Raw genomic sequence first — 26,802 nt, forward strand, 5'->3', positions numbered from 1 at the left:
CAGCCGATTCATGGCGCCGCCCACACTGCTCCCGAGCGCCCGCATCCGCGTAGGAAAGAGCTCCGGCGTGTACAGGTACAGGCAGATGTTGGAGCCGAAGAAGAAGACCGCCGCGAGCGAGGTCCACACCAGGACCTGCAGCGGCGTGCCCGCCCCCAGGAAGGCAAGCACCAGCAGCATCGCCGCCGCCCCGCCCAGACAGCCGGTGATGACCCGCCGGCGCCCCGCCCTGTCGACGGTCAGCGCGGCGACCAGGCAGCCGAGCAGCCCCGCGCAGGACGTGACCGTGGAGTAGAGGAGCGCGTCCGAGAGGGAGAGGTCGTAGCGGTTCTGGTAGATCGTGGGGAGCCAGGACGTGATGCCGTAGTTGACGAAGTAGCCGGTGAACCAGAGGACGCCGATGACCAGGGTGCGCCGCCGGTAGCGGCCGGTGAACAGACCCCGCAGCCCCCGCTCCCCCGCTCCCGGAGCGATGACCGGCAGTGATGCGGGCACGGGCGGCAGCGGCTTCCCCGTCACCCGTTCGACCTCGGCCTCGATCCCGCTCATCACCTCGGCGGCCTCCCGCTCCCTGCCGTGGTCCGCGAGCCAGCGCGGCGACTCGGGGACCTTGCGCTGTACGAGGATGCAGAGCAGCCCCGGCAGCGCCGCGATGGCGTACATCCAGCGCCAGCCGAGGATCGGCACCACCCAGGCCGCGACGAGCGCGCCCACGGTCAGGCCCGCCGGGAACACCAGCTCGTAGAGGAGGACGAAGCGGCCGCGTTTGTGGCTGCGGGTGATCTCGGCGATGAAGGTCGCCGCCACCGGCACCTCGCCGCCGATCGCCAGGCCCTGGATGAAGCGCAGGCCCATGAACATCTCGGGCGAGGTGGCCAGGGACAGGGCCAGATTGGCGATGCTGGACAGCGCCACGCACAGCGCGATGACCTTCACCCGGCCGATCCGGTCCGCGAGCCGCCCCGAGAGCAGCGCTCCGACCAGCATGCCGATGGAGCCGACGGTGAGCAGCAGCGTCGCGGCGGACGTGCCGAGGTCCCATTCCTGCCGCAGCCCGGGCAGGGCGTAGGCGATCAGGAGCTGGTCGAAGGCCTCGAAGAAGGTGACCGCGCCCACGATGAGCCGGACGGTGATGTGCCAGCGGCACAGGGGGAGCCGTTCGAAGCGGGCGGCTATGGCGGCCCGGACCGCATGGTCCGGGGAAGCGTCGATCGTCATGCGGGTACTCCGCTACTGAGGGGACGAGGGCGGGGACGAGCGGGAGGACGCTCCGACTGCGGAGTCTGGGGAAACTCGAGTCGAGGAGCAAGTAAGCGCAAAGTTTCTAAGCGCTTAAGTTGTACCGTCCGGACACCGGAGCCCGTCAAGACCTCCCACAGGGGAAATCATCGAAGCTCGGTCACGGTCAGGGTCTTGCGCTCCAGATATTTAAGCCCTTAGATTTCCACTGCTTACCGAAGCGCTGACCGAAGCACTGACCGAAGTGCGTACCGAAGCGCTTACCGAAGATCCGTTCCGCCAGGAGGCCCCCATGCCCCGCATCCCAGCCGACGAAGCCCTCATCGCGGGCCAGTGGCGGCGCGGCACGGGCGCCCCGTCCGACACCGTCGACCCGGCGACGGGCCGCACGCTCGCCACCGTGCACGCGGTCTCACTCGACGAGGTCGCCGAGGCCGCGCAAGGGGCCGCGAAGGCCGCCGCCGACCCCCGGTGGCGCCGGCTCCTGCCCCATCAGCGCGCCCAACTGCTCCACGGCATCGCCGAGTTGATCGACGAGTCCGCCGACGACCTCGCCGCCCTGCAGACCGCCGACACCGGCAAGGCACTCACCGAGACCCGCGCCCTGGTGGCCAGCGCGGCGGCTACGTTCCGCTATACGGCGGCCGCCCTTGAGACGGCGGAGGAGGCCATCACGCCCTCGCGCGGCGACTACGTGACGATGAGCGTGTACGAGCCGATCGGCGTCGTCGGCGCGGTCAACCCCTGGAACTCCCCCGTCGCCAGCGACGCCCAGAAGCTCGCCCCGGCGCTCGCGGGCGGCAACGCCGTACTGCTCAAGCCCGCCGAGTGGACCCCGCTCGTCTCGCTCTCCCTCGGCCGGATCGTCTCCCGCGCGCTCGATGAACTCGGCCTGCCCGCAGGCCTGTTGTCCGTCCTGCCGGGGCGGGGCAGCATCGTCGGCGACGCGATCGTGCGCGATCCGCGGGTCGGCAAGGTCACCTTCACCGGCGGCACGAGCACCGGCCGCACCCTCGCCCACGCGGCCGCCGAGAAGCTGATGCCGGTCTCGCTGGAGCTCGGCGGCAAGTCACCGACGGTCGTCCTCGCCGACGCCGATGTCGAACAGGCCCTGGCCGGGGTGATGTTCGGGGTGTTCTCCTCCAGCGGGCAGTCCTGCATCGCCGGGTCGCGGCTCTTCGTCGCGCGTGAGCTGTACGCCGAGTTCGTCGGCGAACTGGTCGAGCGGGTGCGGAAGTTGCGGGTCGGGCCCGGCACCGCCCCCGACACGCAGGTCGCGCCGCTCGTGCACCACAAGCACCGGGACTCGGTCGCCGCGTACGTCGATCTCGCGCGCTCGGAGGGTGCTCGGGTGCTGTGCGGCGGGGGTATACCGGAGGGCGCGGAGTACCGCGACGGGGCGTACTACCTGCCCACCGTCCTCGACGCTCTGCCCAACTCCTCCCGCACCTGCCAGGAGGAGATCTTCGGGCCCGTCCTCGTCGCGCTGCCCTTCGACGACGAGGACGATCTCGTCCGGCAGGCCAACTCCAGTGTCTACGGCCTGGCCTGCGGCATCTGGACCCGCGACCACCGGGCCGCCTGGCGGATCGCGCGGCGGGTCGACGCGGGCACCGTGTGGATCAACACCTACAAGCAGTTCAGCATCGCCACACCCTTCGGCGGCATGAAGGAGAGCGGTCTCGGCCGGGAGAAGGGCCGCGACGGCATCCGCGCCTACCAGCGCCAGAAGTCCCTGTACTGGGGCGCCTCGGACGCGCCGCTCCCCTGGGCCAACTGACCCTCTGGGCCAACTGACCCTCTGGGCCAACTGATCCTCTGGGCCAACTGATCCTCGTACCTCTGTACCTCTGGAGAAGGTCATGCCTCAACCCCCCATCGCCCGCCTGCGGGCCCTGCGCTCCGTCGAACTGCTCACCCCCTCCTTCACCGAGGCCGCCGACTTCTACCAGGAGGTCTGGGGGCTCGAGACCGTCGAGTCCGAGCGCGGCACGGCCGCCTGGCTGCGCGGCACCGGCGCCGAGCACCACGCACTCCAGCTCACCCGCGCCGACCACACCGGACTCGGCCGGATCTCCTTCGCGGTGGCCACGCCCGCCGAGGTCGACGAGGCCGCGCGGCGCCTGCTCGCGCGCGGCATCACCCCGGTCGCCGGTCCCGGCCCCCTCGACCAGGTCGGCGGCGGCTACGGCCTGCGCTTCACCGACCACGAGCACCGCCTCATCGAGATCAGCGCGGAGGTCGACGCGGTCGCCCCGCGCGGCCGGGACGGCGCCGTGCCGGTCGGTGTCACCCACGCGGTCCTCAACACCACGGACATCGACGCCTCGGTCGCCTTCTACCGCGACGTCCTCGGTCTGCGCGTCTCCGACTGGTCCGAGCACCAGATGGCGTTCCTGCGCTGCAACGCCGACCACCACTGCATCGCCTTCAACCAGGCGGAGTGGGTCTCCCTCAACCACGTCGCGTACGAGATGACATCGGTCGACCACTTCATGCGGGGTCTCGGCCGGCTGCGCCACCACGGCGTCGTCCCGCAGTGGGGACCCGGCCGGCACGGCCCCGGCGACAACACCTTCTCCTACTTCACCGACCCTTCCGGGCTCGTCTGCGAGTACACCTCCGAGGTCGCGCAGATCGTCGAGGACCAGTGGATCGCGCGGGTCTGGCGGCGCGTCCCGGAACTGTCCGACCTGTGGGGGACGGCAGGGCCGCCGCCCAAGGAGATCCGCTGCCACATGGCGGGGTCGCCCGACCCCGGCCCGCTCTCCGCCCACAAGACACTGGAGGTTCAGGCATGACGCGCGTACGCAAGGTCGGCATCGTCGGCTGGGGCGCGATCGGCCGTGTCGTCGGCACGGCGCTCGCCGAACAGCGCGTCCGCGGCGCCGAGTTGACGTGTCTCGTCGACAACCGTCCGCTCGGCGAGAGCGCCCCGGCCCCGCAGGTCTCCTTCGACGAGGCAATGGAGCGCTGCGATCTCGTCGTGGAGGCGGCGGGCCAGGGTGTCGTACGGGAATGGGGCGAGCGCGTGCTCGCCTCCGGGACCGATCTCCTTGTCGCGTCGACCGGCGCGCTCACCGACGACGACCTCGCCAAGCGGCTCCTCGCGGCCGGGCCCGGCCGGGTGTACTTCACCGGGGGCGCGGTCGGCGGTCTCGATCTGCTCCAGGCGGTGCGTTCCCTCGGACCGCTCGACGAGGTCCGGCTCACCACCACCAAGCTGCCGTCCACCCTCGAACAGCCGTGGATGGACGAGGAGTTGCTGTCCCGCATGCGGACGGCGACCGGTCCCGTCGAGGTCATGTCCGGGACCGCGCGCGACGTCCCGGTGAAGTTCCCCAAGTCGACGAACGTCGCGGCATCGGTCGCCCTCGCCGTCGGCGACCTGGACGCTGTGCGGGTCCGGGTCGTCGCCGACCCCGGCGCCCACCACACCCGGCACGTCGTCGAGGCGTCGGGACCGCACGGGGCGTACCGCTTCGAGGTGGCGCATCTGCCGGACCCGGGCAACCCGGCGACCAGCCAGGTCGTGCCGTACGCGGTCCTGCGCAGCCTCGCCGCGCTCGCCGGGCGGACGGGACAGATCCTGTGACGGCTCCCGTGCCCGTCCATGTCGAGGAGGCGGGATCCGCCGGTCCGCTGCTGCTGTGCCTGCACGGCATCGGTTCATCGTCCGCCGCCTTCGCACCGCAGCTCGCCGAGCTGTCCGCGTACGTGCGGGTGGTGGCCTGGGATGCTCCGGGTTACGCCAAGTCGGCTGATCCCGAAGGGCCGTTGGACCTCGACGGCTTCGCGGACGCGGCCGCCGAGGTGATCCGCGAGCACGGCGCGAGCGCCCATGTGCTCGGCGTCTCATGGGGCGGCGTGATCGCGCTGCGCCTTGCGGCCCGCCACCCCGAGCTGGTCGATTCGCTGATCGTCGCGGACTCCAGCGCCGGTTCCGGGACCGATCCGGCGAAGGCCGACGGCATGCGGCAGCGGGCCGCCGAGCTGGCGGAGCTCGGGCCGCGGGCGTTCGCCGAGCGGCGCGGGCCCCGGCTCGTATCGCCTGACGCGCCGCCCGAGTTGGTCCGGCGGGTCGTCGACTCCATGGCCGCATCGGTGCGCCTGCCCGGATACGCGTACGCCGCCGAGTCCATGGCCGCGGCCGACCTGCGCGCCGAGATCCCCCGGATCGCCGCACCCACCCTCGTCCTCTGCGGCGACCAGGACCGGGTCACCGGCGTCGAGGCCTCGCAGGTCATCGCCGGGTCCCTGCACAAGACCGCCTACGTGATCGTCAAGGACGCCGGTCACCTGGCCAATCAGGAGCAGCCCGGGGCCTTCAACGCCTGGGTGCTCTCCCACCTCCGCATCACCGCCCGCATCCCCGAGCAAGCCCGCATCCCCGAGCAGGCCCAGGCCGCTGGGCAAGCCCACATCACTGAGTAGGAGCCTTCCCATGCCTCTGACCACCACCGAGTACGACAACGGCGGCGACCTCGGCAAGTACACCGACTCGCTGATCGCCACCAAGGAGTCCCGCGTCGCGGACTTCAGCACGCTCTCCTTCCAGGAGAAGGCGGGACCGCAGTACCGCCGCGGGCAGATCCGTTACGTCGGCTCCGGCGCGACCGGCAACCACGAGAACGACAGCCGCATCCTGCCGTCCGGCGGCTTCACCTTCTCCAACATGCTGCTTCCGCCCGGCGCCGAGGGCCCCGAGCACACCCACCACGACGTCGAGGAAGCCTTCTTCGTCCTGGAGGGCCAGGTCAAGGTCGGCATCCACCGCGGCGCCGACGAGGTGGAGTACCGCACGCTCGGCTACCGCGACATGATCGTCGTGCCGGCCGGTGTGGCGCGCTCCCTCAAGAACGAGGGCGACACCGACGCGCTCTTCTGCGTCGTCATCGGCACGCGGAAGCCGCAGGTGCCGACCTACCCCGAGCACTCGCCGATGCACGGCGTCACTCGTGACTGACGTCCGTACGGTCGTCGTCACCGGAGCGGGCCGTGGCCTGGGACTTGCCATGGCCCGCCGGGTGGGCGAGGACGGCTTCCGGGTCGTCGTCGCGGAGGTGGATCCCGTGCGGGGCGCGGAGGCCGTCGCGGAGTTGCGTACGGAGAGGCTGGACGCCCATTTCGTACGGTGCGACGTGGCCGACCCCGCATCGGTCGACGAACTGGCTGCTGCCGTACGGGACTTGGGGCCGCTGTACGGCCTGGTCAACAATGCCGCGCTCGCCAACGGCGTCGGCGGCAAGGAGTTCCAGGACATCGATGTCGAGGTGTGGGACCGCCTGATGGCGGTCAACGCCCGCAGCCCCTGGCTGGTCGCCAAGGCCCTCCACCCGCTCTTCGGCGCCCCCGGCAGGATCGTGAACATCGCATCCGACGCGGCGCTCTACGGATCGCCCCGCCTCGCCCACTACATCGCGTCCAAAGGCGCGGTCATCGCGCTGACGCGGGCCATGGCGCGCGAACTCGGCGACAAGGGGATCACCGTGAACGCGGTGGCGCCAGGCCTCACCGAGGTCGAGGCCACCGAGACGGTACCGGCCGAACGGCACGCGCTCTACCGGGGCAACCGGGCGATCTCCCGCCCGCAGCAGCCGGACGACCTGGTCGGGCTCATCTCCTTCCTCCTCTCCGAGGAGTCCCGCTATCTCACCGGACAAGTGGTCGCCGTAAACGGCGGCTTCACCATGCACTGACGAACCGACGAACCGACGAACCGACGTACAGGAGCGATGAATCATGGATCTGTGCCTCGCCGACCGGACCGTCCTGGTCACCGGCGGCAGCTCGGGCGTCGGCCTGGCCACGGTCCGCGCCCTGCTCGACGAGGGTGCGCGGGTCGCCACTTGCGGGCGTGACGCCGACCGGCTCGCAAAAGCGGCCGCCTCGCTCGGCGGCGGCGACCGGCTGCTCACGGGCGTGTGCGACGTGCGCGACGCGGACGCCGTACGGGAGTTCACGCGGCGCGCGGCCGACACCTTCGGCTCGGTCGACGGGCTCGTGAACAACGCGGGCCAGTCCCGGATGAAGGGTCTGGCCGAGTCGACCGCCGAGGACTGGCGCGACGAGCTGGAGCTGAAGTTCTCCGGCGTGCTCAACCCCGTGCACGCGGCCCGCCCCTACCTCTCGGCATCGGACTCGGCGAGCGTCGTGAACGTCAACGCGGTCCTCGCCAAGCAGCCCGAGCCGCGCCTGATCACCACGAGCGCCGCCCGCGCGGGCATCCTCAACCTCTCCAAGTCCCTGTCGGTGGAGCTCGCTCCCGAGGGCATCCGGGTCAACTCGGTCTGCCTGGGCCTGATCGACACGGGCCAGTGGACGCGGCGCCACGCGGCCGCCGGCTCCGGCCTCTCGTACGAGGACTGGCAGGCGGAACTGGCCGCCGACCGGGGCATCGCGCTCGGCCGGCTCGGGCGGGCGGATGAGGTCGCGTACGCGATCGTCACGCTGCTCTCGCCCCGCGCCTCGTACACCACCGGCACCAGCATCGACGTCTGCGGCGGCGTCGGCCGCGGCATCCTCTGAGGAGCTCAACCATGCCACCCATGCACTACGCCACCGGAGGCGATCTCCTCGTCGCCGTCCTGCGCGAACTCGGCGTCGACACGGTCTTCGGCATCGTCAGCGTGCACAATCTGCCGCTGGTCGAGGCGGTCGACCGGGAGCTGCGTTTCGTCCCGGTCCGCCACGAGGCGACCGCGGTGAACGCGGCCGACGCCTACGGCCGGGCCCGCGGCTCGCTCGGCTGCGCGCTCACCTCGACGGGCACGGGCGCGGGCAACGCGGCCGGTTCCCTGGTCGAGGCGCTCAGCGCGGGCACCTCGGTCCTGCACATCACCGGCCAGGTGGAGAGCGAGTTCCTCGGCAGCGGCCGCGGCTTCATCCACGAGACCAAGGACCAGCTCGGCATGTTGCGCGCGGTCTCCGCGTACGCCGAGACGGTCCCGTCCACCGAAGCGGCGGGCCACATCCTGCGCGAGGCGGCCCGCACGGCACTGACGGATCCGGGCGGCCCGGCGAGCGTGGAGTGGCCGGTGGATCTGCAGTACGCGGCGCAGACGGACTCCTCCTCCCCAGTGACCGAGACCCCGCTCCCCTTCCCCGCGGACGGTGAAGACGGTGAACTCGCCGCCGCCCGAGCCCTGTTGGCGTCCGCCGAGCGCCCCCTCATCTGGGCCGGCGGCGGCGCCACCCGTGCCCGTGCCGAGCTGGCCGAGCTGCTCCACGTCACCGGCGCGGGGCTGCTCAGCTCCAACTCCGGGCGGGGATCCGTGCCCGAGGACCACCCCCAGGTCATCGGGAACTTCGCCACCACCCCGGCCGCCCGTGCCCTCCTCGCCGACGCCGATGTCCTGCTGACGGTCGGCACGCACTTCCGGTCCAACGAGACCGCCGACTACGGGCTTGAACTGCCCGCCGCGCACATCCAGATCGACATCGACGCGGACGCCATCGGCCGCGTCTACCCGGCCCGGCACGCCCTGCGCGGTCACGCGCCCGAGGTGCTGGCGGCTCTGCTGCCGCACGCCCGACCGGCCGACCCCGACTGGACGCGACGTGTCGCCGCCGTCCGCGCTGACGTCCGCGCCACCCTGCACGACAACATCGGCCCGCAGGCCGCCATCTGCGACGCCATCCGTGCCGCGCTGCCCCGCGAGGCGGTCGTCGCCCGCGATGTGACCATCCCGTCCAGCAGTTGGGGCAACCGGCTTCTGGAGATGTACGACCCGCGCGACAATGTCTTCCCGCGCGGCGGCGGCATCGGGCAGGGCCTGGGAATGGGCATCGGCGCCGCGCTCGCCAGGCCCGACGCGCCGACCGTCGTCCTCGCCGGCGACGGCGGGCTCGCCGTCCACCTCGGGGAGCTCCTCACGCTCGCCCAGGAGCGGCCCCGGCTCACCCTCGTCGTCTTCAACGACGGCGGATACGGCGTGCTCCGCAACATGCAGGACCGCTACAGCGAGCGCCGCAGCGGAGTGGACCTCGCCACGCCCGACTTCGAACTCCTCGCGCGGGCCTGCGGGTTGGCGTACGCGCTGATCGCCGCCGAGGAGCACGCGGAGCCCGTCATCAGCCATGCCGTCGCCTCCGACGGGCCGACCCTCGTCGAGGTCGACCTGGCCCGGCTCGGGCCGATGAAGAACCCGTTCACCCCGCCCGTCAAGATCCCCGGCCAGTGAGGAGGGCCCTGCCATGAATGAGAGCGAACTGACGCTGCTGGTACGCCGTATGACCTGGGAGGCGGACGGAGTCCTCTCCGTCGAGCTCGCCCACCCGGACGGCAAGCCGCTGCCCGCCTGGAGCCCCGGCGCACACCTCGACCTCCACACCGGCGGTCACGTACGCCAGTACAGCCTCTGCGGCGACCCGCGGAACGTGTCGACGTATCGCGTCGGTGTCCTCGACGAGCCCTCGTCGCGCGGCGGTTCGCGGCACGTGCACACCACGCTGCGGCCCGGCCAGACGGTCACCGCATCCGAGCCGCGCAACCACTTCGCCCTGGAGGACGCGCCCGGCTATCTCTTCATCGCGGGCGGCATCGGCATCACACCGCTCCTCGCGATGGCCCGCGACGCGGCACGACGCGGGGCCGACTGGCGCATGGTGTACGGCGGGCGCAACCGCGGCTCGATGGCGTTCACCGATGAACTGGCCGATCTGGACGGTGACTTGACCGTCGTACCGCAGGACGAGCGCGGGCACATCGACCTCGCCTCGGCGCTCGACGGGCTGCCCGAAGGCACGCTCGTGTACTGCTGTGGACCGGAGCCGCTGCTCGCCGCCGTGGAGGCCGCCTGCCCGGCCGGGCGGCTGCGTGTGGAGCGGTTCGCCGCGCCCGTCGTGGAGCGGACCGGGGACGACTCCGCGTTCGAGGTGGAGTGCCGCGCCTCCGGGCTCACGCTCTCCGTCGGCGCCGGCACCTCGATCCTGCGGGCCGCCGAGGACGCGGGCCTGAACGTCAGCAGCTCCTGCCAGGAAGGCATCTGCGGCAGCTGCGAGACCCGCGTACTCGAAGGCACACCCGACCACCGCGACTTCCTGCTCAGCGACGCCGAGCACGCCGCGAACGCCTCGATGATGATCTGCGTCTCGCGCTGCGCGTCGGGCCGCCTCGTCCTCGACCTGTAGCGACTCTTCTCGAAGATCCCCTTGGAGACAAACCGTGACCACCACCTGGCCGTACCTGGACGTCCACCAGTCCCGCACCCACGAGCCGACCCCGTACGAGTACAAGCTCGCCGCCACCCTCGAAGAGGTCTTCACCAAGGACGGGCATCAACTTGCCGATGTCGTACGGGGCTTGAACGCCCGTCAGGTCCACGCGCCGGGCGGCGCCCAGTGGACCGAGGAATCCTTCCGTGCCGAGATGAACCGACTGGGAGCGTGACCCCGATGACTGCCCTGACCGCTTCCGCCGACCACATCTACGCCACCGGTCTGCGCAACCAGTGGCACCCCGTCGTCCCCTCGGACTTCGTCGCCCCCGGCGCCATGCGCAAGGTCACCGCCCTCGGCGAGCAGTGGCTGCTCTTCCGCCGCTCGGACGGCGCCCTGTCGATGCTCGCCGACCGCTGCCCGCACCGCGGGGCTCCCCTGTCGCTCGGGAAACACCTCGGCGACCGGGTGGCCTGCTGGTACCACGGCGTGGAGGTCGAGACCGACGGCACCGTCTCCTCCGTACCGGGACTGCCCGGCTGCAATCTGGAGGGCAGGAAGCTCGTCACGTCGCTGCCCGTGCGGGAGATCGGCGGCGCGATCCTCGCGTACTTCGGCGACGAGCGGCACCCGGAGCCGGCCGAGCTGACACTGCCGGAGCCCCTCACCGACCCCGACGTCGACGCGTTCCTCTGCTACGCGGAGTGGAACGGCCCGTGGCGGTTCGCGGTGGAGAACCTCCTCGACCCGATGCACGGCGCGTTCCTCCACCATGAGTCGCACACGATGTACGACGGCGACACCACCGCCAAGTTCCGCATCCGGGAGACGGACCGCGGCTACTTCTTCGAGAAGACCGACCAGCGGGGCGTCAACTTCGACTGGGTCGAGCTGTGCCGCACCGGCGTGGACTGGGTGGACCTCACCATTCCGTACCCGCCGTCGGCCGGTCCCGGCGGCCCGTTCGGCATCGTCGGCATGGTCTGCCCGGTCGACGAGAACCGCACCGGCGTCTTCTTCTGGCGCTACCGCCGCGTCCAGGGCTGGCAGCGCGACACCTGGCGCTTTCTCTACAAGACCCTCGTCGAGGAGCGCCACTGGCAGGTCCTGGAACAGGACCGGGTGATGCTGGAGGCCATGCCCGCCGACGCCGACCAGCGCGAGAACCTCTACCAGCACGACCTGGGCGTGGTGCGCCTTCGCCGCATGTACCGCGCGGAGGCGGCGGCTCAGGCCTCCGGTTCGTGAGATGCGTCGGAGTCCGTGATCGACCGCTCCAGCTTGGACATCAGACGGGCCAGCTGGCGGCACTCGGCCGGGGAGAGTCCGCCGAGCATCCGGCGTTCGTTGCCGAGATGCTCGGCGAACACCTCGTCGATCTTGGCGAGGCCCTCGTCCGTGAGCCGCGAGTAGACCACTCGGCGGTCCTCCGCGTCCCGCTCCCGCACGATCAGGCCGTCCTTCTCCAGGCGGTCGATGCGCAGCGTCACCCCGGCCGACGAGACGAGACCGGAGTCCGCGAGCTGCCCCGCGGTGAGCCGGTAGGGCGCCCCGGCCCTGCGCAGCGCGGTCAGCACGTCGAATCCGGCGACCGCGAGGCCGTGCCGCTCGATCGCGGTGGTGAGCCTGGTGTTGTAGCGCAGGAAGGTGCGGTGCAGCCGGGCGAGCACTTCCAGGGGCGAGGTGTCGAGGTCGGGCCGCTCCCTGGCCCAGTCCTCGATGATCGACGCGACCGCGTCCTGGTGGGCCCCCGCCGACTTCTTCACGGCCATGTGCCGTAGCCTCCCTCTCGCCCGTCCCGCGGTCAGTACGGAACGTCAGTACGGAACGTCGTACGGAAATCTTAGCCCTGAGAGAAGTACGTATTCACCGGACCCACATGCGCAACAGCCCCGGGACACGCCATAATCGTCCGATACATCGGATGTATTCTGTCTTGTGAGGCGAGGTCCCCATGGCTGTCACCGACGAAGCCATCGAAAAGATCAAGGGCATGATCGTCTCCGGCGCGCTGCGCCCCGGCGACCGGCTACCCAAGGAGAGCGAACTCGCCGCCGACCTGGGCCTTTCGCGCAACTCACTGCGCGAGGCGGTGCGCGCCCTCTCGCTGATCCGCATCCTCGACGTACGGCAGGGCGACGGCACGTACGTCACCAGCCTGGACCCGCAACTGCTGCTCGAGGCGCTGAGTTTCGTCGTCGACTTCCACCGGGACGACACGGTCCTGGAGTTCCTCGCGGTGCGCCGCATCCTGGAACCGGCGGCCACCGCCATGGCCAGCGTCCACATCACCGAGGCCGAACTGGACGTGCTGACCGCCCAGTTGGACGCCCTCGGCGCGGCCCCCTCGGTCGAGGAACTGGTCGCCTGCGACCTGGAGTTCCACCGCGGCATCGTGCAGTCGTCCGGCAACTCGGTGCTCTGTTCGCTCCTCGACGGCCTCTCCGGGCCCACCACCCGGGCCCGCGTCTGGCGCGGCCTCACCCAGGAGGACGCCGTCAGCCGCACCCTGCACGAGCACCGGGCGATCCTCACCGCGCTGCGGGACCGCGACGCGGAGGCGGCCAGGTCGTGGGCGACGGTGCACATCGCGAGCGTGGAGCAGTGGCTGCGCTCGACGCTGTGACTCGTCGCTGCGACTCGACGCTGTAAAGCGCCTGCCGCCGAGGGAGTGCCCGGCCCTCGGGCGGGGCATTGATCCGGTCACCGGGCAGCCGCAAGGGGGCTGCGGACGGCCCCGGCGGACACCGTAAGGTTGGGGCGTACTTAAAGGACGTCGGAAGGAGGCCTGGGTGATCGAGCTCGAGGGGGTACCCGAGCTGGTCGACCCGGTCATGGTGGCCGCGTTCGAGGGCTGGAACGACGCCGGCGACGCCGCCTCCACCGCGGTCGCGCATCTCGACAAGGAGTGGAAGGGCGAGGTGTTCGCGGCGCTGGACGCCGAGGACTACTACGACTTCCAGGTCAACCGCCCCACGGTCTTCCTGGACGGCGGCGTACGCAAGATCACCTGGCCGACGACCCGGCTCTCGGTGGTGCGCGTGGGCGGCGAGAAGCCGCGCGACCTCGTCCTGGTGCGCGGGATCGAGCCGTCGATGCGCTGGCGCTCGTTCTGCAACGAGATCCTGGGCTTCGCCCACGAACTGGGCGTGGAGCTGGTGGTGATCATGGGCGCGCTGCTCGGCGACACCCCGCACACCCGCCCGGTGCCGGTCAGCGGCGTCACCTCCGACCCGGACCTGGCGAGGACCATGGACCTGGAGGAGACGAAGTACGAGGGCCCGACGGGCATCGTCGGCATCCTCCAGGAGGCGTGCACGCACGCGGGCGTCCCGGCGGTCAGCCTCTGGGCGGCCGTGCCGCACTACGTCTCGCAGCCGCCGAACCCGAAGGCGACGCTCGCGCTCCTGAACCGCCTGGAGGACCTCATCGACCTGCGGATCCCGCAGGGCGACCTCGCCGAGGACGCGCGCGCCTGGCAGGTGGGCGTGGACCAGCTGGCGGCGGAGGACAGCGAGGTCGCCGAGTACGTCCAGTCGCTCGAGGAGGCCAGGGACACCGCCGAGCTGCCGGAGGCTTCCGGCGACGCCATCGCCCGCGAGTTCGAGCGCTATCTGCGGCGGCGCGACGGCGGGGGCCCCACCCCCGGCGAGCGCACCCGGCCCCCGAAGCCGCAGCGGCCGGAGACGGGGACGGGGACGGACGAGGAGAGCGGCGAGGAATCCGGACCGTCTGATTCCTCGGAGGACTGACGAGGGCTGAATGAGCGCGGGGCGGCATCCGGAAGGATGCCGCCCCTTCGTCTTGACAACGCCTTCCGGTCGAATTGCTCGGGTTTCCCCCATCACCTTGATTTCAAACTCAGTTGGGGCAAAGGGGGGTGGACGAGTCCGCTCGGCGGTAGCAGGGTGTGCCCCGAAGGCGCGGCCCCAGCGCGCAGCAGCACGGCACCCGTAGAAGTGAAGGGAGCGGTGAAGCGATGACCGACCAGGCAGAGCCCGCGGGAGGCCCGGGAGCCAGTGGCCCTGGACCTGACGGCGCGGGATTCACCTACCGACCGGGCGAGCAGGAGCTGATCGTCGTCGCACGGCCCGAGGCCCGGCTGCGCGCCGGTACGCAGGGCATCCGCTCGGCGGCGGGTTCCGACGTATCGGCCCTGAACATGTTCCTCACCGACGAACAGCTCGCCCTGGAGCCGCTGTTCGGCAACGAGGAACGGCTCCGGACCACCATGGAGCAGACCGCCGACGGCGACGAATCCGTACCCGACCTGGCGCTCTTCTACCGGGTGCGCGGCGGCGAGAGCCGGGCCCAGGAGCTGCGCTCGCGGATGGCGGCGCTGCCGGGCATCGACACGGCGTACGTCAAACCGGGCGCCGTCCCCGCGTCGATCGGCGCGACGGGCCGGCCGCAGCCCCCGACCCAGCGCCAGGAGGGCCTCCCGGAGACCGGCGATTCCGGGCGCCGCAAAGAGGGCGCCCCCGTCACCCCCGACTTCACCGGACGTCAGGGCTATCTGCGCCCGGCCCCCGAGGGCGTCGACGCCCCGTGGGCCTGGCAGCGGCTCGGCGGTTCGGGCGAGGGCGTGACGGTGATCGACATCGAGGGCGCCTGGCAGCTCGGGCACGAGGACCTGACGGCGAAGCTCGCCGGTGTGGTCATCGGCACCCCGATCCAGGACGTCGCCTGGCGCAACCACGGCACCGCGGTGATCGGCGTGATCGGCGGCGACCGCAACCAGGTCGGCATCAGCGGCATCGCTCCGGAGTCGACGACCGCGGCCGCCTCCTTCCAGCCGCTCGGCACCGCGGCCACGATCCACGCCGCGGCGGAGCGCCTCGCCCCCGGCGACATCATCCTCATCGAACTGCACCGCCCCGGCCCGCGGTTCGAGTTCGAACCCCGCGACGACCAGAAGGGCTACATCGCCCTGGAGTGGTGGCCCGACGACTACGCGGCGATCCGCCACGCCACCGCCAAGGGCGTCATCGTCGTCGGCGCGGCCGGGAACGGCGCGGAGTCCCTGGACGACGCGTTGTACGAGCGCAGGCCCGACGAGTTCCCCGAGGGGTGGCGCAACCCCTTCAACCCCTCCAACAGCCCATCGGGCGCCGTCCTGGTCGGCGCGGGCGCACCGCCGCCCGGCACCCACGGCCGCGATCACGGCCCGGACCGCTCACGCCTCGGGTTCTCCAACTACGGGGCCCGCGTGGACGCGCAGGGCTGGGGCCGCGAGACCACCACGACCGGCGGATCCTGGAACCGGCCGGGCGATCTGCAGGGCGGCACCGACGAGATCGCCTGGTACACGGACACGTTCTCCGGCACCTCGTCCGCGTCGCCGGTCGTCGTCGGCGCGCTTGCCTGTCTGCAGGGCATGCTGAAGGCCGCGGGCCAGCAGCTGATGACATCGGAGCGGGCACGCGCCGTGCTCAGGGCGACAGGATCGCCGCAGCAGGACGCGCCGGGGCGCCCCGCCTCCCAGCGGATCGGCAACCGCCCCGACATCAAGGCGGCGGTGACGAACCTGCTGCCGTCGGCGGTGGGCTCCGGGCGCGCCGAGCGCTACTGGGACGAGCTGCTGCCCTATCCGCCCGAACTCCCGCCACGCCTGCGCCTGTTCGTCGCCGGCGAGTGGCGCAACCTCAACGCTCCGTCCCCCGACATCCGCCAGGCGGTGCACGCCGCCTTCGCGGGGGGACATCCCGACGTACGTGTCTGGTTCTCGGACGACGAGGTCGTCGGCCTGGTCGTCACGGGCTGAGGCCCCACGTTCGTCACGGGCCGAAAGCACCACTCGTCGTCACGGACCGAAAGCACCACGCGCATTGCTGAAGCACCACAACCATTGAGGGAAGGTGGCACCCGCATGAGCACCACCCCGCATATGAGTCCCCTGCAGCAGCAAGGCCAGCAGTACGGACCGCAACAGTTCGGTCAGCAGCAGTACGGCCAGCAGCAGGGCCCGAGCACGGCCCCTCCGCAGCAGTTCGGGCAGCAGCAGTTCCAGCAGCAGCCGTTCGGCCAGCGGCAGTCCTTCGGCCAGCAGGGCATGCCCGGCATGCAGGGGCAGCAGGGCGTCCCGGGTCAGCAGGCCATGCAGCACATCCCGCCGCATCTGCGTCAGGAGCTCAAGGAGCTCGGCCAGCAGCAGCCGTTCCAGCAGCTCCTTCAGCAGTTCGGCCAGGAGCAGGTTCCGCAGGCCCAGGCGCCCCAGATCTCCACACAGGCGCTCGCCTCGAACGTCGCGACGACGTTCTGGGACGTCGTCCAGCCGCTGCCCGGCCAGGCATCGGTGCTCTACCTCCACGTCGACGGCGCCTGGCGGGCGTTCATCAACCCCAACCCGCAGACCCACGACGAGGTCCAGGAGGCGTTCGCCTTCGGACAGCCGGTGATCGGCTACTACGACACCAACAACCCGGGGTACCTCCTGGCCATCGTGGTCACCAAGTGACGGTCACGGCCGCCACGTGAACAGACGGCGGCGCCGGGCGGAGTCCTTCCCGCCCGGCGCCGCTCCCTGCCTGCTACAGGCCTACGCGCAGCTGAACTTCGCCGCGGCCCAGTCCCCGTGGTCCCCGCTCTTGGAGCCGTTGGTGTCGGTCACCTTCAGCTCCACGTGCCGGGCCCCGCTGACATCGACGTCCACGGGCACGGTCGCCGACGCACCCGTCACCTTCGGCGAGGTCCACAGGACCTTGCCGTCGGCCTCGACGGAGAAGGCCACCTCTCCGTAGCCGTTGATCTCGTCGTCGATGCCCGCGTCGGCGGTGAGCCTCGCGCACTGCCCGCCGGTGTAGACCTCGATCACGGAGTCGGCGTGCACGCCGATCCCCTTCTCGTACGTCTTTCCGGCGAGGGTCAGCGTGTGGCCGTCCTCGGCACCCGACTCGCCGTTGCTGCGGTCGCGTTCGGCGGGTCCGTAGCCGTTGGCTGCCTTCAGCCAGACCATGTCGCTCGCCCAGGTGTCGGCCGTCGGCGCGGGAGGCATGACGGCGACCGCGATCCGCTGGACGGCGGTGCGGTCCTGTCCCGCCGAGCGGTAGCGCGCGCTCGCGGTCAGCGGCTTTTCACCCGGGTCCGCGCCCTTGGGCGGGGTGACGGCCACCTCCACGCGGCGGGTGGTTCCGGCCGGTACGCGGTCGGCCTCAGCCGATCCGACCGTCCAGCCCTCGGGTGCGTCGAGGGTGACCTCGACACCGGTGGCGTCCCGCGTCCCCGCCGTGACATCGACGGCGACCTTGCCCGCCGCTCCCGCGCCGAGCTCCTGTCCCGCGGGGGCGCTCAGCGCCGCGGCCGCGCCGGGCACGGCACCGCCGACCGCGCTGGTGTCGTCCAGGTCGAGCTCGAAGGGCCGGTCGGTACGGAGAGCGGCCGTCTTGACCTTGACGACCCCGCCCCGGTCGTCCCGGTCGTAGAACCAGCCCCGCTCCGCCTTCTCGTACGCGTCCTTCGAGGCGAGCCGGGGCAGTTCGCGGCCGGAGAGCTCGACACCGCTCGGCGCGTCCCCGGTGTGCAGCGTGAACGCGTACGGCCGCGCGGTCTGCTTCCCGCTGAACTCGCCCTCGCTCGCGCCGATCCGTACGCGCACGTCGCCCTTGCCCGCGCGGGGCGCCTCGACCTCGGCGCGCTGGGTGGCGTACTTGCCGTCACGGTGCTGCCTGGTCACGCCGTCGTCCTCGTACAGCTCGAAGGAGGAGCTGCCCTGCGGGTAGATGTCCCAGGCCATCGGCGAGTCGGCGGTGCGGTCCTTGTAGGACCTGATGCCGCCGGGCCACATCGGCACGGTGGCACCGCCCTTGACGAAGAGCGGCAGGGTGTCGATGGGCGCGCTGTAGCCGTCGACGGTCGTCGGACCCTGATACGTACGGCCGCTCCAGTAGTCGGTCCACGTCCCCTTGGGGAGATAGATGCCGTCCCGGACGGTGGTGTCCTTGTAGACGGGCGCCACGAGGAAGTCCTCGCCCGTCAGGAACTCGTACTTGGCGGCGTCGGTGGCGGCCTTCGGGTCGTCGGGGTATTCGAGGGCCAGCGGCCGTGCGGCGCCGACTCCCGTCTCCGTCGCCTCGTGCCCGTACGAATAGAGATAGGGCAGCAGCGACTCGTGCAGCTTGAGGTACTTGCGGTTGATGGAGGTGTAGGGCTCCCCGTACCGGAAGGGCTGCTTGTCGTTGGCGGCCCAGCCGTCCATCGTCATCGTGACCGGCAGGAACGACTTCCACTGCAGATCACGCGCGTACGTCTTGGCGCTGCCGCCGAAGATGCCGTCCACGTCACCCGTCGTGTAGGCCATGCCGGACATGGTCGCGCCCGCGTACGTCGGGATCTGCCAGCGGATGTACTCCCAGCTGCCGCTCTGGTCCCCGGACCACTGGACGCCGCAGCGCTGCGCGCCCGACCAGCTCTCGGGGGCCCAAGTGAAGCCCCGCGCCTCGCTGTTGTCCTCGATCCCCTGGTACGCGTCCTTGCAGCCGTCGAGCGCCTTCTTGTAGCCGTCGCCGACCCAGGCGACATCGAGCTTGGCGACGCGCTGGCCCGCCTTGACCTGGTCGGCGATCTGGTCGATGCCGTCCTCGGTCCACAGGCCGAGCTGCATGTCGCGGTCCTGGAGGCCCTTGGCGGTTTCGGCGAGGTCTTCGTAGCCGCAGCCGTAGCCGTCGTTGACGAGCATCCAGCCATTGGGCATGTCGTGCTTCAGATACTCGTCGGCGACCTTCAGGGAGTCCAGGGTGTGCCGCTCGCCCTGGTTGGCGTTGTGGAGATAGCAGTCGGCGTCACCGATCTCCAGCCCGTAGACGGGCGGCAGGAAGGGCTTCCCGGTGAGCTTCGTGTACTGCCCGATGACGTCCTTGGCGGCGTCGCTGCCGCGGCCCGCGAAGTAGTAGGCGTCGAAGCGCTGTTCCTTGGCGGTGGCCGTCACCGGCTCCGCGAAGTCATAGGTGTTGGGCGCGTACGTATTACGGAAGACGCCATACCCCTCCGAAGACAGGTAGAAGGGCACGGAGTTGGGGTGCCCGCCGTCGTCCCAGTTGTAGTCGACGCTCACCTCGACCTTCTTGCCGCGGTGCGAGGTGTTGCCGCGCCCGTTCTGCATCCCGGCGCCGTAGAACTGCTCGCCTGCGCCGCGCGCCAGGCTCTGCGTGGTGGCGTCCTTCGTCCAGGACAGGCCCTTGGACTCGGCCCAGACCTGGGTGCCGTCGGCGCGGTACAGGGCGAAGCGGAGCGGTGACTTGTAGGCGCGCAGGGTCACTTCGGAGGTGCTCAGTTCGTAGCGGTCGCCCTTGTCGGCCCACTTCGTGCTCGGCGGCTCGCCCTGCGGAAGGACGATGTCCTTGCCGGTCGGGTCGGTGAAGGCGCCATCGGGGGCGAGCTCGAGCCGGAACGTCTCCTTCGACACGAAGCTGACGCGGGCCTCGGCCTTGCCCGCGCCGATCCGGTAGACGGAGCCGTCGGCGGCGAAGTCCGTGACGTCCCCGACCGTGGTGGCGGGCTCGTCGGCGGCCTGCGCGGCACCGCCGCCGGGTCCGGCGAACGCCGCGAGAAGTCCGAGCAGGGCGGCGGCGAGCGCCGCCCGTCTGAAGCGAGTGGGTGATCTCATGGCGGAGGTCTAGCGCTTCAACGGCCCCCGCGGCCATGGACTTTGATGGGCCGCTCCTGGATTTCCGGAGCGGCCCATCGGGGTGGGAGTGCTACAGGGCCACGCCGAGCAGCGCGTCGACGGCACGCGATACGACGCCGGGGGCGCCCTCGTCCGTGCCGCCGTCGGCGTCCTGGCGGGCGGCCCAGCGGTCGACGGCGGCGAGCGCGGTCGGGGCGTCCAGGTCGTTCGCCAGGGCCTCGCGGATCTCCTCGACCAGCGCGTCGGCGGAGGACCCGTCGGGGCGGGAGACGGCGGCGCGCCAGCGCCCGAGGCGCTCGACGGCGTCCCGCAGGACGTCGTCGGTCCACTCCCAGTCCGCGCGGTAGTGGTGCGCGAGGAGGGCGAGACGGATGGCGGCCGGGTCGATCCCGTCGCGCCGCAGCTTCGACACGAAGACGAGGTTGCCCTTGGACTTGGACATCTTCGCGCCGTCGAGGGCGACCATGCCGGCGTGGACGTACGCCTTGGCGAAGGGATGCTCGCCGGTCAGGACCTGCGCGTGGGACGCGCCCATCTCGTGGTGCGGGAAGGCGAGATCCGATCCGCCGCCCTGTACGTCGAAGCCCATCCCCAGGTGGTCCAGGGCGATGGCCACGCACTCGATGTGCCAGCCGGGCCGGCCGCGGCCGAGAGAGGCCCCGTCCCAGCTCGGCTCGCCCTCACGGGCGGCCATCCAGAGCATCGGGTCCAGCGGGTCCTTCTTGCCGGGGCGCTCCGGGTCGCCGCCGCGCTCGGCGGAGAGCAGCTTCATCGCGGCACGGTCGAGGCCGGAGACCTCGCCGAAGTGGGCGTCGGACTCGACGGAGAAGTAGACGTCCCCCTCCAGCTCATAGGCGGCGCCCATGTCCCGGAGTCGTTCGACGAGCGGCACGATGCCGGGTATCGCCTCGACGGCTCCGATGTAGTGCTTCGGCGGCAGGAGCCGCAGCGCGGTCATGTCCTCGCGGAACAGCGCGGTCTCGCCCTCGGCGAGCTCGACCCAGTCCTTGCCGTCGCGGTTGGCGCGTTCCAGGAGCGGGTCGTCCACGTCGGTCACGTTCTGGACGTAGTGAACCTGCCGCTTGGTGTCGAGCCACACGCGCTGCACGAGGTCGAACGCGTTGTAGGTCGCCGCGTGACCCATGTGGGTGGCGTCGTACGGAGTGATGCCGCAGACGTAGATACGGGCGACGGGACCGGGCTCGAGGGTGACGAGTCCACCGGTCGCGGTGTCGTGGATCTGGAGGTCGCGGCCCTTGCCAGGCAGGGCGGGGACCTCAGAAGCGGGCCAGGCATGCATGCCATGAGCCTAACCGGACGGGGCTTCCGTATACGAGCGGGGATCAAGGTTTATCGTGGCGAGACGCCTTGATGCCGCTACACCGGGGGCCACGGTATGGCCGGCCAGTCGCCGCTCGGGGTGGGGTGGACCCTGGACGCCAGCAAGGCGTCCACCCGCGCGCGCAGCGCGTCGACCTCCGCCCCGGTGATCAGCTTCCCGAGCCTCAGGGCAAGGGGAGCAGCCTCCTCCAGCGCCTCCCGCAGGGACTCCAGGGCCGCCACCGCCTCGGAGGTCAGCGGCTCCCCCGCCCACCCCCACAACAGCGTCCGCAGCTTGTCCTCGGCGTTGAACGTGACCCCGTGGTCGATCCCGTACAGCTCCCCGCCGGAGTCGACCAGCAGATGCCCACCCTTGCGGTCCGCGTTGTTGATCACCGCGTCGAGGACCGCGAGCCGCCGCAGCCGCACATCGTCCGCGTGGACGAGAAGGGCCGTGCGCCCCTCCCCCACCTCGGCGAAGCCGATCGCCTTCCAGCCGTCCGACGGCTCCTCGCCCTCGACGAGGGCAAGCAGCTCGGGACCGTCCCCGTCCGCATCGGGCTCCGGGCCCGAGATCCACAGCTGGCACATGCCCTCGCCGTGCGGCCCGTCCCGCAGGACGGTCGGCGGCACAAGCCCCCACCCCATCGCCTCGGAGACCTCGTAGGCCGCGACCTCGCGCTGGGCGAGGGTCCCGTCGGGAAAGTCCCACAGGGGCCGCTCCCCGGCGACGGGCTTGTAGACGCAGGCGGCCGATGCGCCCTCGTACGAGACGGTGCAGTACAGCACCGCGTTCGAGGCCTCGCGGATCCGCCCGCGCACGGTCAGCTCCCCGCGGGTGAGCAGCTCCATGGCATCGGCGCCGGAGGCGGGGCTCACGCGCCCCGCCGGTATCCGTTCTGGCGCGGGCATACGTGTCCTTCCGGGTCGAGCGGCAGGCTGCACAGCGGGCACGGCGGCCGCCCAGCGTTCACGACGTCGAGGGCCCGCTTGGCGAAGGCGCGGGCCTGCGCGCCGGTGAGCCGGACACGCAGCATCGGCGGCCCGTTCTCCTCGTCCTGCAGAAGCCTTTCCTCGGCCTCCGCGAGGTCCTCGTCGGACTCGGCGTCCAGCTCCACCAGAGCCTGCGCCTCGACGATCATCCGCTCCTCGTCGCCGTCCCAGGCGAGCGCCATCGTGCCGACCCGGAACTCCTCCTCGACGGGCGAGTCCAGGGGCGCGCTGTCACTGACCTCGGTGGGCGCGACGGCCGGCACGGGGGCGTTGCCGCCGCTGCGGCGCACGACCTCGTCGAGCAGCTCCTCCATGCGTTCGGCGAGCGCCGCCACTTGGGTCTTCTCCAGGGCGACGCTGGTCACCCGGGCTCCGGCGGTGGCCTGGAGGAAGAAGGTACGCCGACCGGGGAGGCCGACCGTTCCGGCCACGAAGCGTTCCGGCGGGTCGTAGAGGAACACCTGACGCGACACGTCCTGTCTCCATTGGATTCGACTGCGACTGATCACTTGCGGTGGTGCGGCGTGACCTCTGCACCCTACTGCGGCGGACGATCACGGTGCTCCCGCATCGCCACCCACCGCCGCGTCGCCCCCGGCGGGCGCCTCGCGCGGCGCGAGCGACCCGAAGTCACCGGTGTCGCCCAGACGTACGAGGAACGGGCGCAGCCGCGTGAACCGGATGGCGGTGACGGAACAGGGCTCCACGGAGATGCGCTGGAAGAGGTCGAGGTGGAGCCCGATGGCGTCGGCGATCAGGGACTTGATGATGTCGCCGTGCGAGCACATCAGGTACACCGCGTCCGCGCCGTGGTCGCGCTCCACGCGCGCGTTCCACTCGCGTACCGCCTCGGCCGCCCGCGTCTGCATGGCCCGCATGGACTCGCCGCCGGGGAAGGCGGCCGCCGACGGATGCTGCTGTACGACCTCCATGAGCGGTTCGCCGGACAGCTCGGCGAGCTTGCGGCCCGACCAGTCTCCGTAGTGGCACTCCCCGATGCGGTCGTCGGTGTGCGCCCGCAGTCCCGGCCGCGCGGCGAGCAGCGGCGCGACGGTCTCCTGGCAGCGCTGCAGCGGGCTGGTGACGACTTCGGCGAGCGGCAGGTCCGCGAGGCGTCCGGGGAGCGCGGCGGCCTGCGCGGCGCCGCGCTCGTCCAGGGCCACGCCGGGGGTCCACCCGGCGAGCAGGCCCGCGGTGTTGGCGGTGGATCGTCCGTGCCGGACGAGGATCAGCGTGGGCATGCGGGCCAGCCTAAGCCGCCGACGGGGTGCGTCCCGAGCGGAGGTTCGGAAGAATGCGCTCCGTGATCGTGGACTGCGCGCTGTACCGCGACGGGCGGAGGACCGAGTGCTCCGGCCACTTCTCGGACGCGCTCGACGAGGCGCGCGCCACCGGCGACGCGTTCGTCTGGGTCGGTCTGTACGAGCCGACGGAGTCGGAGTTCGACCAGGTCAGCGAGGAGTTCGGGCTGCATCCGCTGGCGGTGGAGGACGCCCTGAAGGCGCATCAGCGGCCCAAGCTCGAGGTGTTCGACGACTCGCTCTTCGTGGTCCTGAAGCCGGTCGTGTACGAGCCGGAGAGCGACGCCGTCTCGTCCGGCGAGATCATGGTCTTCATCGGCGACTCCTTCGTGGTGACCGTCCGGCACGGCGAGGGATCACCGCTCGCCGCCGTACGCCATCGCATGGAGGCGGACCCCGAGGTGCTCAAGCACGGCCCGACGTCCGTCCTGTACGCGATCGCCGACGCCACGGTCGACCACTATCTGGACGTGGCCGGCGAGCTGCAGACGGACCTGGAGGTCCTGGAGACGGAGGTGTTCTCGCCGGACCGCGGCGGCACCCGCAACACGGCGTCCCGGATCTACAGGTTCAAGCGCCAGATCGTGGAGTTCCGCCGGGCCACTGGACCGTTGGCGATGCCCATGATGCGCCTCTCCGGAGCGGGCCCCTTCGCGCCGGCCGTGCCTTTCGTGGACGACACGGCGCGGCCGTTCTTCCGGGACGTCAATGACCATCTGACGCGGGTGAACGACTCGGTGGACAGCCTCGACCGCCTGGTGTCGGACATCCTCTCCGCGCATCTGGCGCAGATGAGCGTGCGGCAGAACGACGACATGCGGAAGATCTCGGCGTGGGCCGCCATGGCCGCGGTCCCCACGATGCTCGCGGGGGTCTACGGCATGAACTTCGACCACATGCCCGAGCTGCACTGGGTGTGGTCGTACCCGGCCGTGATCCTGCTGATGGCGGCGCTCGAAGTCTTCCTCTACCGGATGTTCAAGAGCCGCGGCTGGCTCTAGGGGGCGGTCTCTGGGGGGCGATCCCGGTCAGGCGAACTCGGGCGTCGAGGTGGCGGGCCCGCCCAGCGCGTCGCGCCGCTCGGGCATCTTCAGGGACACCATCCGCCGCCAGCCGCCGAGCCGTTCGTACGCGTACACACCGTGGATGCCCGCGGCGAGCACCGCCGACTTGACCTTCGGCCAGCCCAGGATGCGTCCCATGTGGTCCATCACGGCGAGGCTGACGTCGCGGTAGACGCGGATCTCGGCGAGCGCGCACTCGCGCAGGGTGCGCTGGATGGCACGGCCGTGCCCGGCATGGGCGAAGCGGAGCAACTCCTCGTGGCAGTAGGCGAGATGACTGTCCTCGTCGTTCGAGATCATCTTGACCGCGCGGCCGATGTCGGGGTGGTCGGCGAAGTACTTGCGCAGCAGCCGCATCTGCTCGGAGGCGCGCTGTTCGGTGACCCTGCTGTGCGCGAGGTACGTGACGATGTCCTGCACGGTGAGCGGCTTGTCGGCCTTCAGCTGCTCATGGGCGAGGCCGATGCCGTGCTTCTCCAGAAGCATCGTGTAGTCGGTCTCATGGGGGACCTCGACCGGCTCCAGGCCGCGCTTGCGCATCAGCGCGTTGAAGATCCGCCCGTGCTTGTCCTCGTCGGCGCCGTGCCGGACCACCTTGGGGGCCAGGCCACGCTCGCTCGCGGGGATCAGCTCCGCGATGCGCCCGTTCTCCCAGCCGCCCTGCGACTCGCCGCTGGCCGCGATGGAGCAGAACAGCCGGAACGACTCGTCGTTGTCGAGGATCTCCTCGAAGACACTCTTGGCCGAAAGCATCAGTGGCACCTCCATGCCATCCGCGCGGACGTCCGCAAAGAACGAGTCAAATGCGATGTCGGCTTCCGGGCAACAGGGGCACGAGTCGGCTCCGCCAAACGGAGGAAGGCCAAGGCCGGTTCAGGCCGTAACCGAGCGGCCGCACGGCGCGTTGTTCCCCGTGACGGCCGTGGCGGGGAAGACCCCCGAGCCCCCACCACGGCCGCAGAAACTCTCCCCCTCCGCCTTACGCCAGTCCGGCGCGCTCCAGTGCTTCCGTGCCCGCGCGCAGGGCCTTGATCCGGTCCTCCAGGGTGAAGCCCGCCGGGGACAGCGTGAGGGTGGTGACCCCGGCCGCCGCGTAGGCCTGCATCCGCTCGGCGATGCGCTCGACGGAGCCGAGCAGCGTGGTCGAGTCGATCAGCTCGTGCGGCACCGCGGCCGCCGCGCCGTCCTTGTCTCCGGACAGGTACTTGTCCTGGATCTCGGCGGCTTCCTTCTCGTAGCCCATGCGCTGGGCGAGCTGGTTGTAGAAGTTCTGCTTGCGGCTGCCCATGCCGCCCACGTAGAGGGCCGTGTAGGGGCGGAACATGTCGGCGAGGCCGGGCACGTCGTCGCCGACCGCGAGCGGCAGCGTCGGGACGATGTCGAAGCCGTCCATGGTCTTGCCCGCCTTCTCGCGCCCGGCGCGCAGATGGCGGATGGCGGTCTCCTCCAGGTGCTCGGCCGCGGGGAAGATCAGCAGGGCGCCGTCGGCGATCTCGCCGGTCTGCTCCAGGTTCTTGGGGCCGATCGCCGCGATGTAGAGCGGGATGTGCTCGCGCTGCGGGTGGACGGTGAGCTTGAGGGGCTTGCCGGGTCCTTCCGGCAGCGGCAGCGTCCAGTGCTCGCCCTCGTAGGAGAGGCGCTCGCGGGTCATCGCCTTGCGGACGATCTCGACGTACTCGCGGGTGCGGGCGAGCGGCTTGTCGAACCTGACGCCGTACCAGCCCTCGGAGACCTGCGGTCCGGAGACGCCGAGGCCCAGGCGGAAGCGGCCGCCGGAGAGCGAGTCGAGGGTGGCGGCGGTCATGGCGGTCATCGCGGGCTGCCGGGCCGGGATCTGGAAGATCGCGGATCCGATGTCGATACGTTCGGTCTGTGCGGCCACCCAGGACAGCACCGTCGCGGCGTCCGAGCCGTAGGCCTCGGCGGCCCAGCAGACCGCGTAGCCGAGCTTGTCGGCCTCCTTGGCGACGGCGAGATTGTCGCCGTCCATTCCCGCGCCCCAGTAGCCGAGGTTGATCCCGAGCTGCATGGCCGAATCCCCTTACTGCGCAGTAACGTCCGTGTGCCGGGGACTGTAGCGCGTGGCGGTGGGGGCCGTCAGGGG

At 71.1% G+C, this 26,802-nt stretch carries 25 protein-coding genes; 16 read left to right on the plus strand and 9 right to left on the minus strand.

What is annotated here, in order from left to right:
- Nucleotides 1–1,218: MFS transporter (locus E2651_RS20760; protein ID WP_135332679.1), on the minus strand; the 1,218-nt coding region annotated here is incomplete at its 3' end.
- A 313-nt stretch (nucleotides 1,219–1,531) separates the two neighbouring features.
- Between E2651_RS20760 and E2651_RS20765 the strand changes: the two genes are divergently transcribed.
- The 11 genes from E2651_RS20765 to E2651_RS20815 all read left to right on the plus strand — a co-directional run bounded on the left by E2651_RS20765 (nucleotide 1,532) and on the right by E2651_RS20815 (nucleotide 11,646).
- On the plus strand, nucleotides 1,532–3,019 hold the full coding sequence (locus E2651_RS20765; protein ID WP_135332680.1) for an aldehyde dehydrogenase family protein: 1,488 nt from the start codon (nucleotides 1,532–1,534) through the stop codon (nucleotides 3,017–3,019).
- 82 nt (nucleotides 3,020–3,101) lie between these two features.
- On the plus strand, nucleotides 3,102–4,040 hold the full coding sequence (locus E2651_RS20770; protein ID WP_135332681.1) for a VOC family protein: 939 nt from the start codon (nucleotides 3,102–3,104) through the stop codon (nucleotides 4,038–4,040).
- On the plus strand, nucleotides 4,037–4,834 hold the full coding sequence (locus E2651_RS20775) for an aspartate dehydrogenase domain-containing protein (RefSeq protein ID WP_135332682.1): 798 nt from the start codon (nucleotides 4,037–4,039) through the stop codon (nucleotides 4,832–4,834). The genes E2651_RS20770 and E2651_RS20775 overlap by 4 nt, the downstream gene beginning before the upstream one ends.
- Entirely contained in the window at nucleotides 4,831–5,673 is an 843-nt protein-coding gene (locus tag E2651_RS20780) for an alpha/beta fold hydrolase (protein ID WP_135332683.1), read from the plus strand. The genes E2651_RS20775 and E2651_RS20780 overlap by 4 nt, the downstream gene beginning before the upstream one ends.
- 10 nt (nucleotides 5,674–5,683) lie before the next feature.
- Nucleotides 5,684–6,205, plus strand: coding sequence for a cupin domain-containing protein (locus E2651_RS20785; RefSeq protein WP_135332684.1), 522 nt, complete (start codon nucleotides 5,684–5,686; stop codon nucleotides 6,203–6,205).
- Nucleotides 6,198–6,938, plus strand: a complete 741-nt coding sequence (locus tag E2651_RS20790) for an SDR family oxidoreductase (RefSeq protein WP_135332685.1) — start codon at nucleotides 6,198–6,200, stop codon at nucleotides 6,936–6,938. The genes E2651_RS20785 and E2651_RS20790 overlap by 8 nt, the downstream gene beginning before the upstream one ends.
- Nucleotides 6,939–6,981: 43 nt before the next feature.
- On the plus strand, nucleotides 6,982–7,767 hold the full coding sequence (locus E2651_RS20795; RefSeq protein ID WP_135332686.1) for an SDR family oxidoreductase: 786 nt from the start codon (nucleotides 6,982–6,984) through the stop codon (nucleotides 7,765–7,767).
- A gap of 20 nt (nucleotides 7,768–7,787) precedes the next feature.
- Nucleotides 7,788–9,422 (plus strand): thiamine pyrophosphate-binding protein, encoded by a 1,635-nt coding sequence (locus E2651_RS20800; protein ID WP_135332703.1) that lies wholly within the window; start codon nucleotides 7,788–7,790, stop codon nucleotides 9,420–9,422.
- Between the two features lie 13 nt (nucleotides 9,423–9,435).
- Nucleotides 9,436–10,371, plus strand: a complete 936-nt coding sequence (locus E2651_RS20805; RefSeq protein ID WP_135332687.1) for a PDR/VanB family oxidoreductase — start codon at nucleotides 9,436–9,438, stop codon at nucleotides 10,369–10,371.
- A gap of 34 nt (nucleotides 10,372–10,405) precedes the next feature.
- Nucleotides 10,406–10,630 (plus strand): recombinase-like helix-turn-helix domain-containing protein, encoded by a 225-nt coding sequence (locus E2651_RS20810; protein ID WP_135332688.1) that lies wholly within the window; start codon nucleotides 10,406–10,408, stop codon nucleotides 10,628–10,630.
- A 5-nt stretch (nucleotides 10,631–10,635) separates the two neighbouring features.
- Nucleotides 10,636–11,646, plus strand: coding sequence for an aromatic ring-hydroxylating dioxygenase subunit alpha (locus E2651_RS20815; RefSeq protein ID WP_135332689.1), 1,011 nt, complete (start codon nucleotides 10,636–10,638; stop codon nucleotides 11,644–11,646).
- Here E2651_RS20815 and E2651_RS20820 read toward each other — a convergent pair.
- Nucleotides 11,628–12,170, minus strand: coding sequence for a MarR family transcriptional regulator (locus tag E2651_RS20820; RefSeq protein ID WP_135332690.1), 543 nt, complete (start codon nucleotides 12,168–12,170; stop codon nucleotides 11,628–11,630). The two genes, E2651_RS20815 and E2651_RS20820, sit on opposite strands and share 19 nt — an antisense overlap.
- Nucleotides 12,171–12,352: 182 nt before the next feature.
- On the opposite strand from E2651_RS20820, the gene E2651_RS20825 reads away from it, so the two are divergent.
- From E2651_RS20825 to E2651_RS20840, 4 genes are all read left to right on the plus strand, one after another.
- Nucleotides 12,353–13,024: a FadR/GntR family transcriptional regulator gene (locus tag E2651_RS20825; protein ID WP_135332691.1), complete on the plus strand. Its 672-nt coding sequence runs from the start codon at nucleotides 12,353–12,355 to the stop codon at nucleotides 13,022–13,024.
- A gap of 166 nt (nucleotides 13,025–13,190) precedes the next feature.
- A complete protein-coding gene (locus tag E2651_RS20830) occupies nucleotides 13,191–14,150 on the plus strand; it encodes a PAC2 family protein (RefSeq protein WP_135332692.1) in 960 nt (319 codons plus the stop codon).
- A 227-nt stretch (nucleotides 14,151–14,377) separates the two neighbouring features.
- The gene (locus E2651_RS20835) at nucleotides 14,378–16,162 is read left to right on the plus strand and encodes a S8 family peptidase (protein WP_135332693.1); all 1,785 of its coding nucleotides are present in this window, start codon (nucleotides 14,378–14,380) and stop codon (nucleotides 16,160–16,162) included.
- 105 nt (nucleotides 16,163–16,267) lie between these two features.
- Entirely contained in the window at nucleotides 16,268–16,855 is a 588-nt protein-coding gene (locus E2651_RS20840) for a hypothetical protein (protein ID WP_135332694.1), read from the plus strand.
- A gap of 81 nt (nucleotides 16,856–16,936) precedes the next feature.
- On the opposite strand, the gene E2651_RS20845 is transcribed toward E2651_RS20840, so the two are convergent.
- The 5 genes from E2651_RS20845 to E2651_RS20865 all read right to left on the minus strand — a co-directional run bounded on the left by E2651_RS20845 (nucleotide 16,937) and on the right by E2651_RS20865 (nucleotide 23,574).
- Nucleotides 16,937–19,999, minus strand: a complete 3,063-nt coding sequence (locus E2651_RS20845; protein ID WP_135332695.1) for an NPCBM/NEW2 domain-containing protein — start codon at nucleotides 19,997–19,999, stop codon at nucleotides 16,937–16,939.
- Nucleotides 20,000–20,090: 91 nt separating this feature from the next.
- Nucleotides 20,091–21,320, minus strand: a complete 1,230-nt coding sequence (gene mshC, locus E2651_RS20850; RefSeq protein WP_135332696.1) for a cysteine--1-D-myo-inosityl 2-amino-2-deoxy-alpha-D-glucopyranoside ligase — start codon at nucleotides 21,318–21,320, stop codon at nucleotides 20,091–20,093.
- A gap of 77 nt (nucleotides 21,321–21,397) precedes the next feature.
- Nucleotides 21,398–22,252, minus strand: a complete 855-nt coding sequence (locus E2651_RS20855) for an SCO1664 family protein (RefSeq protein ID WP_135332697.1) — start codon at nucleotides 22,250–22,252, stop codon at nucleotides 21,398–21,400.
- Nucleotides 22,216–22,806: a DUF3090 domain-containing protein gene (locus tag E2651_RS20860; protein WP_135332698.1), complete on the minus strand. Its 591-nt coding sequence runs from the start codon at nucleotides 22,804–22,806 to the stop codon at nucleotides 22,216–22,218. The genes E2651_RS20855 and E2651_RS20860 overlap by 37 nt, the downstream gene beginning before the upstream one ends.
- An 81-nt stretch (nucleotides 22,807–22,887) precedes the next feature.
- Complete coding sequence (locus E2651_RS20865; RefSeq protein ID WP_135332699.1) at nucleotides 22,888–23,574, minus strand: histidine phosphatase family protein; 687 nt, start codon at nucleotides 23,572–23,574, stop codon at nucleotides 22,888–22,890.
- A 62-nt stretch (nucleotides 23,575–23,636) separates the two neighbouring features.
- Here E2651_RS20865 and corA point away from each other — a divergent pair, with 62 nt between their 5' ends.
- Complete coding sequence (gene corA / locus E2651_RS20870; protein WP_167828845.1) at nucleotides 23,637–24,635, plus strand: magnesium/cobalt transporter CorA; 999 nt, start codon at nucleotides 23,637–23,639, stop codon at nucleotides 24,633–24,635.
- 27 nt (nucleotides 24,636–24,662) lie between these two features.
- On the opposite strand, the gene E2651_RS20875 is transcribed toward corA, so the two are convergent.
- On the minus strand, nucleotides 24,663–25,451 hold the full coding sequence (locus tag E2651_RS20875; RefSeq protein WP_135332701.1) for a ferritin-like domain-containing protein: 789 nt from the start codon (nucleotides 25,449–25,451) through the stop codon (nucleotides 24,663–24,665).
- 226 nt (nucleotides 25,452–25,677) lie between these two features.
- On the minus strand, nucleotides 25,678–26,727 hold the full coding sequence (locus E2651_RS20880) for an LLM class F420-dependent oxidoreductase (RefSeq protein ID WP_135332702.1): 1,050 nt from the start codon (nucleotides 26,725–26,727) through the stop codon (nucleotides 25,678–25,680).
- Between the last annotated feature and the right edge of the window lie 75 nt (nucleotides 26,728–26,802).

The organism is Streptomyces sp. MZ04 (genome assembly GCF_004684775.1).
GTDB lineage: Bacteria > Actinomycetota > Actinomycetes > Streptomycetales > Streptomycetaceae > Streptomyces.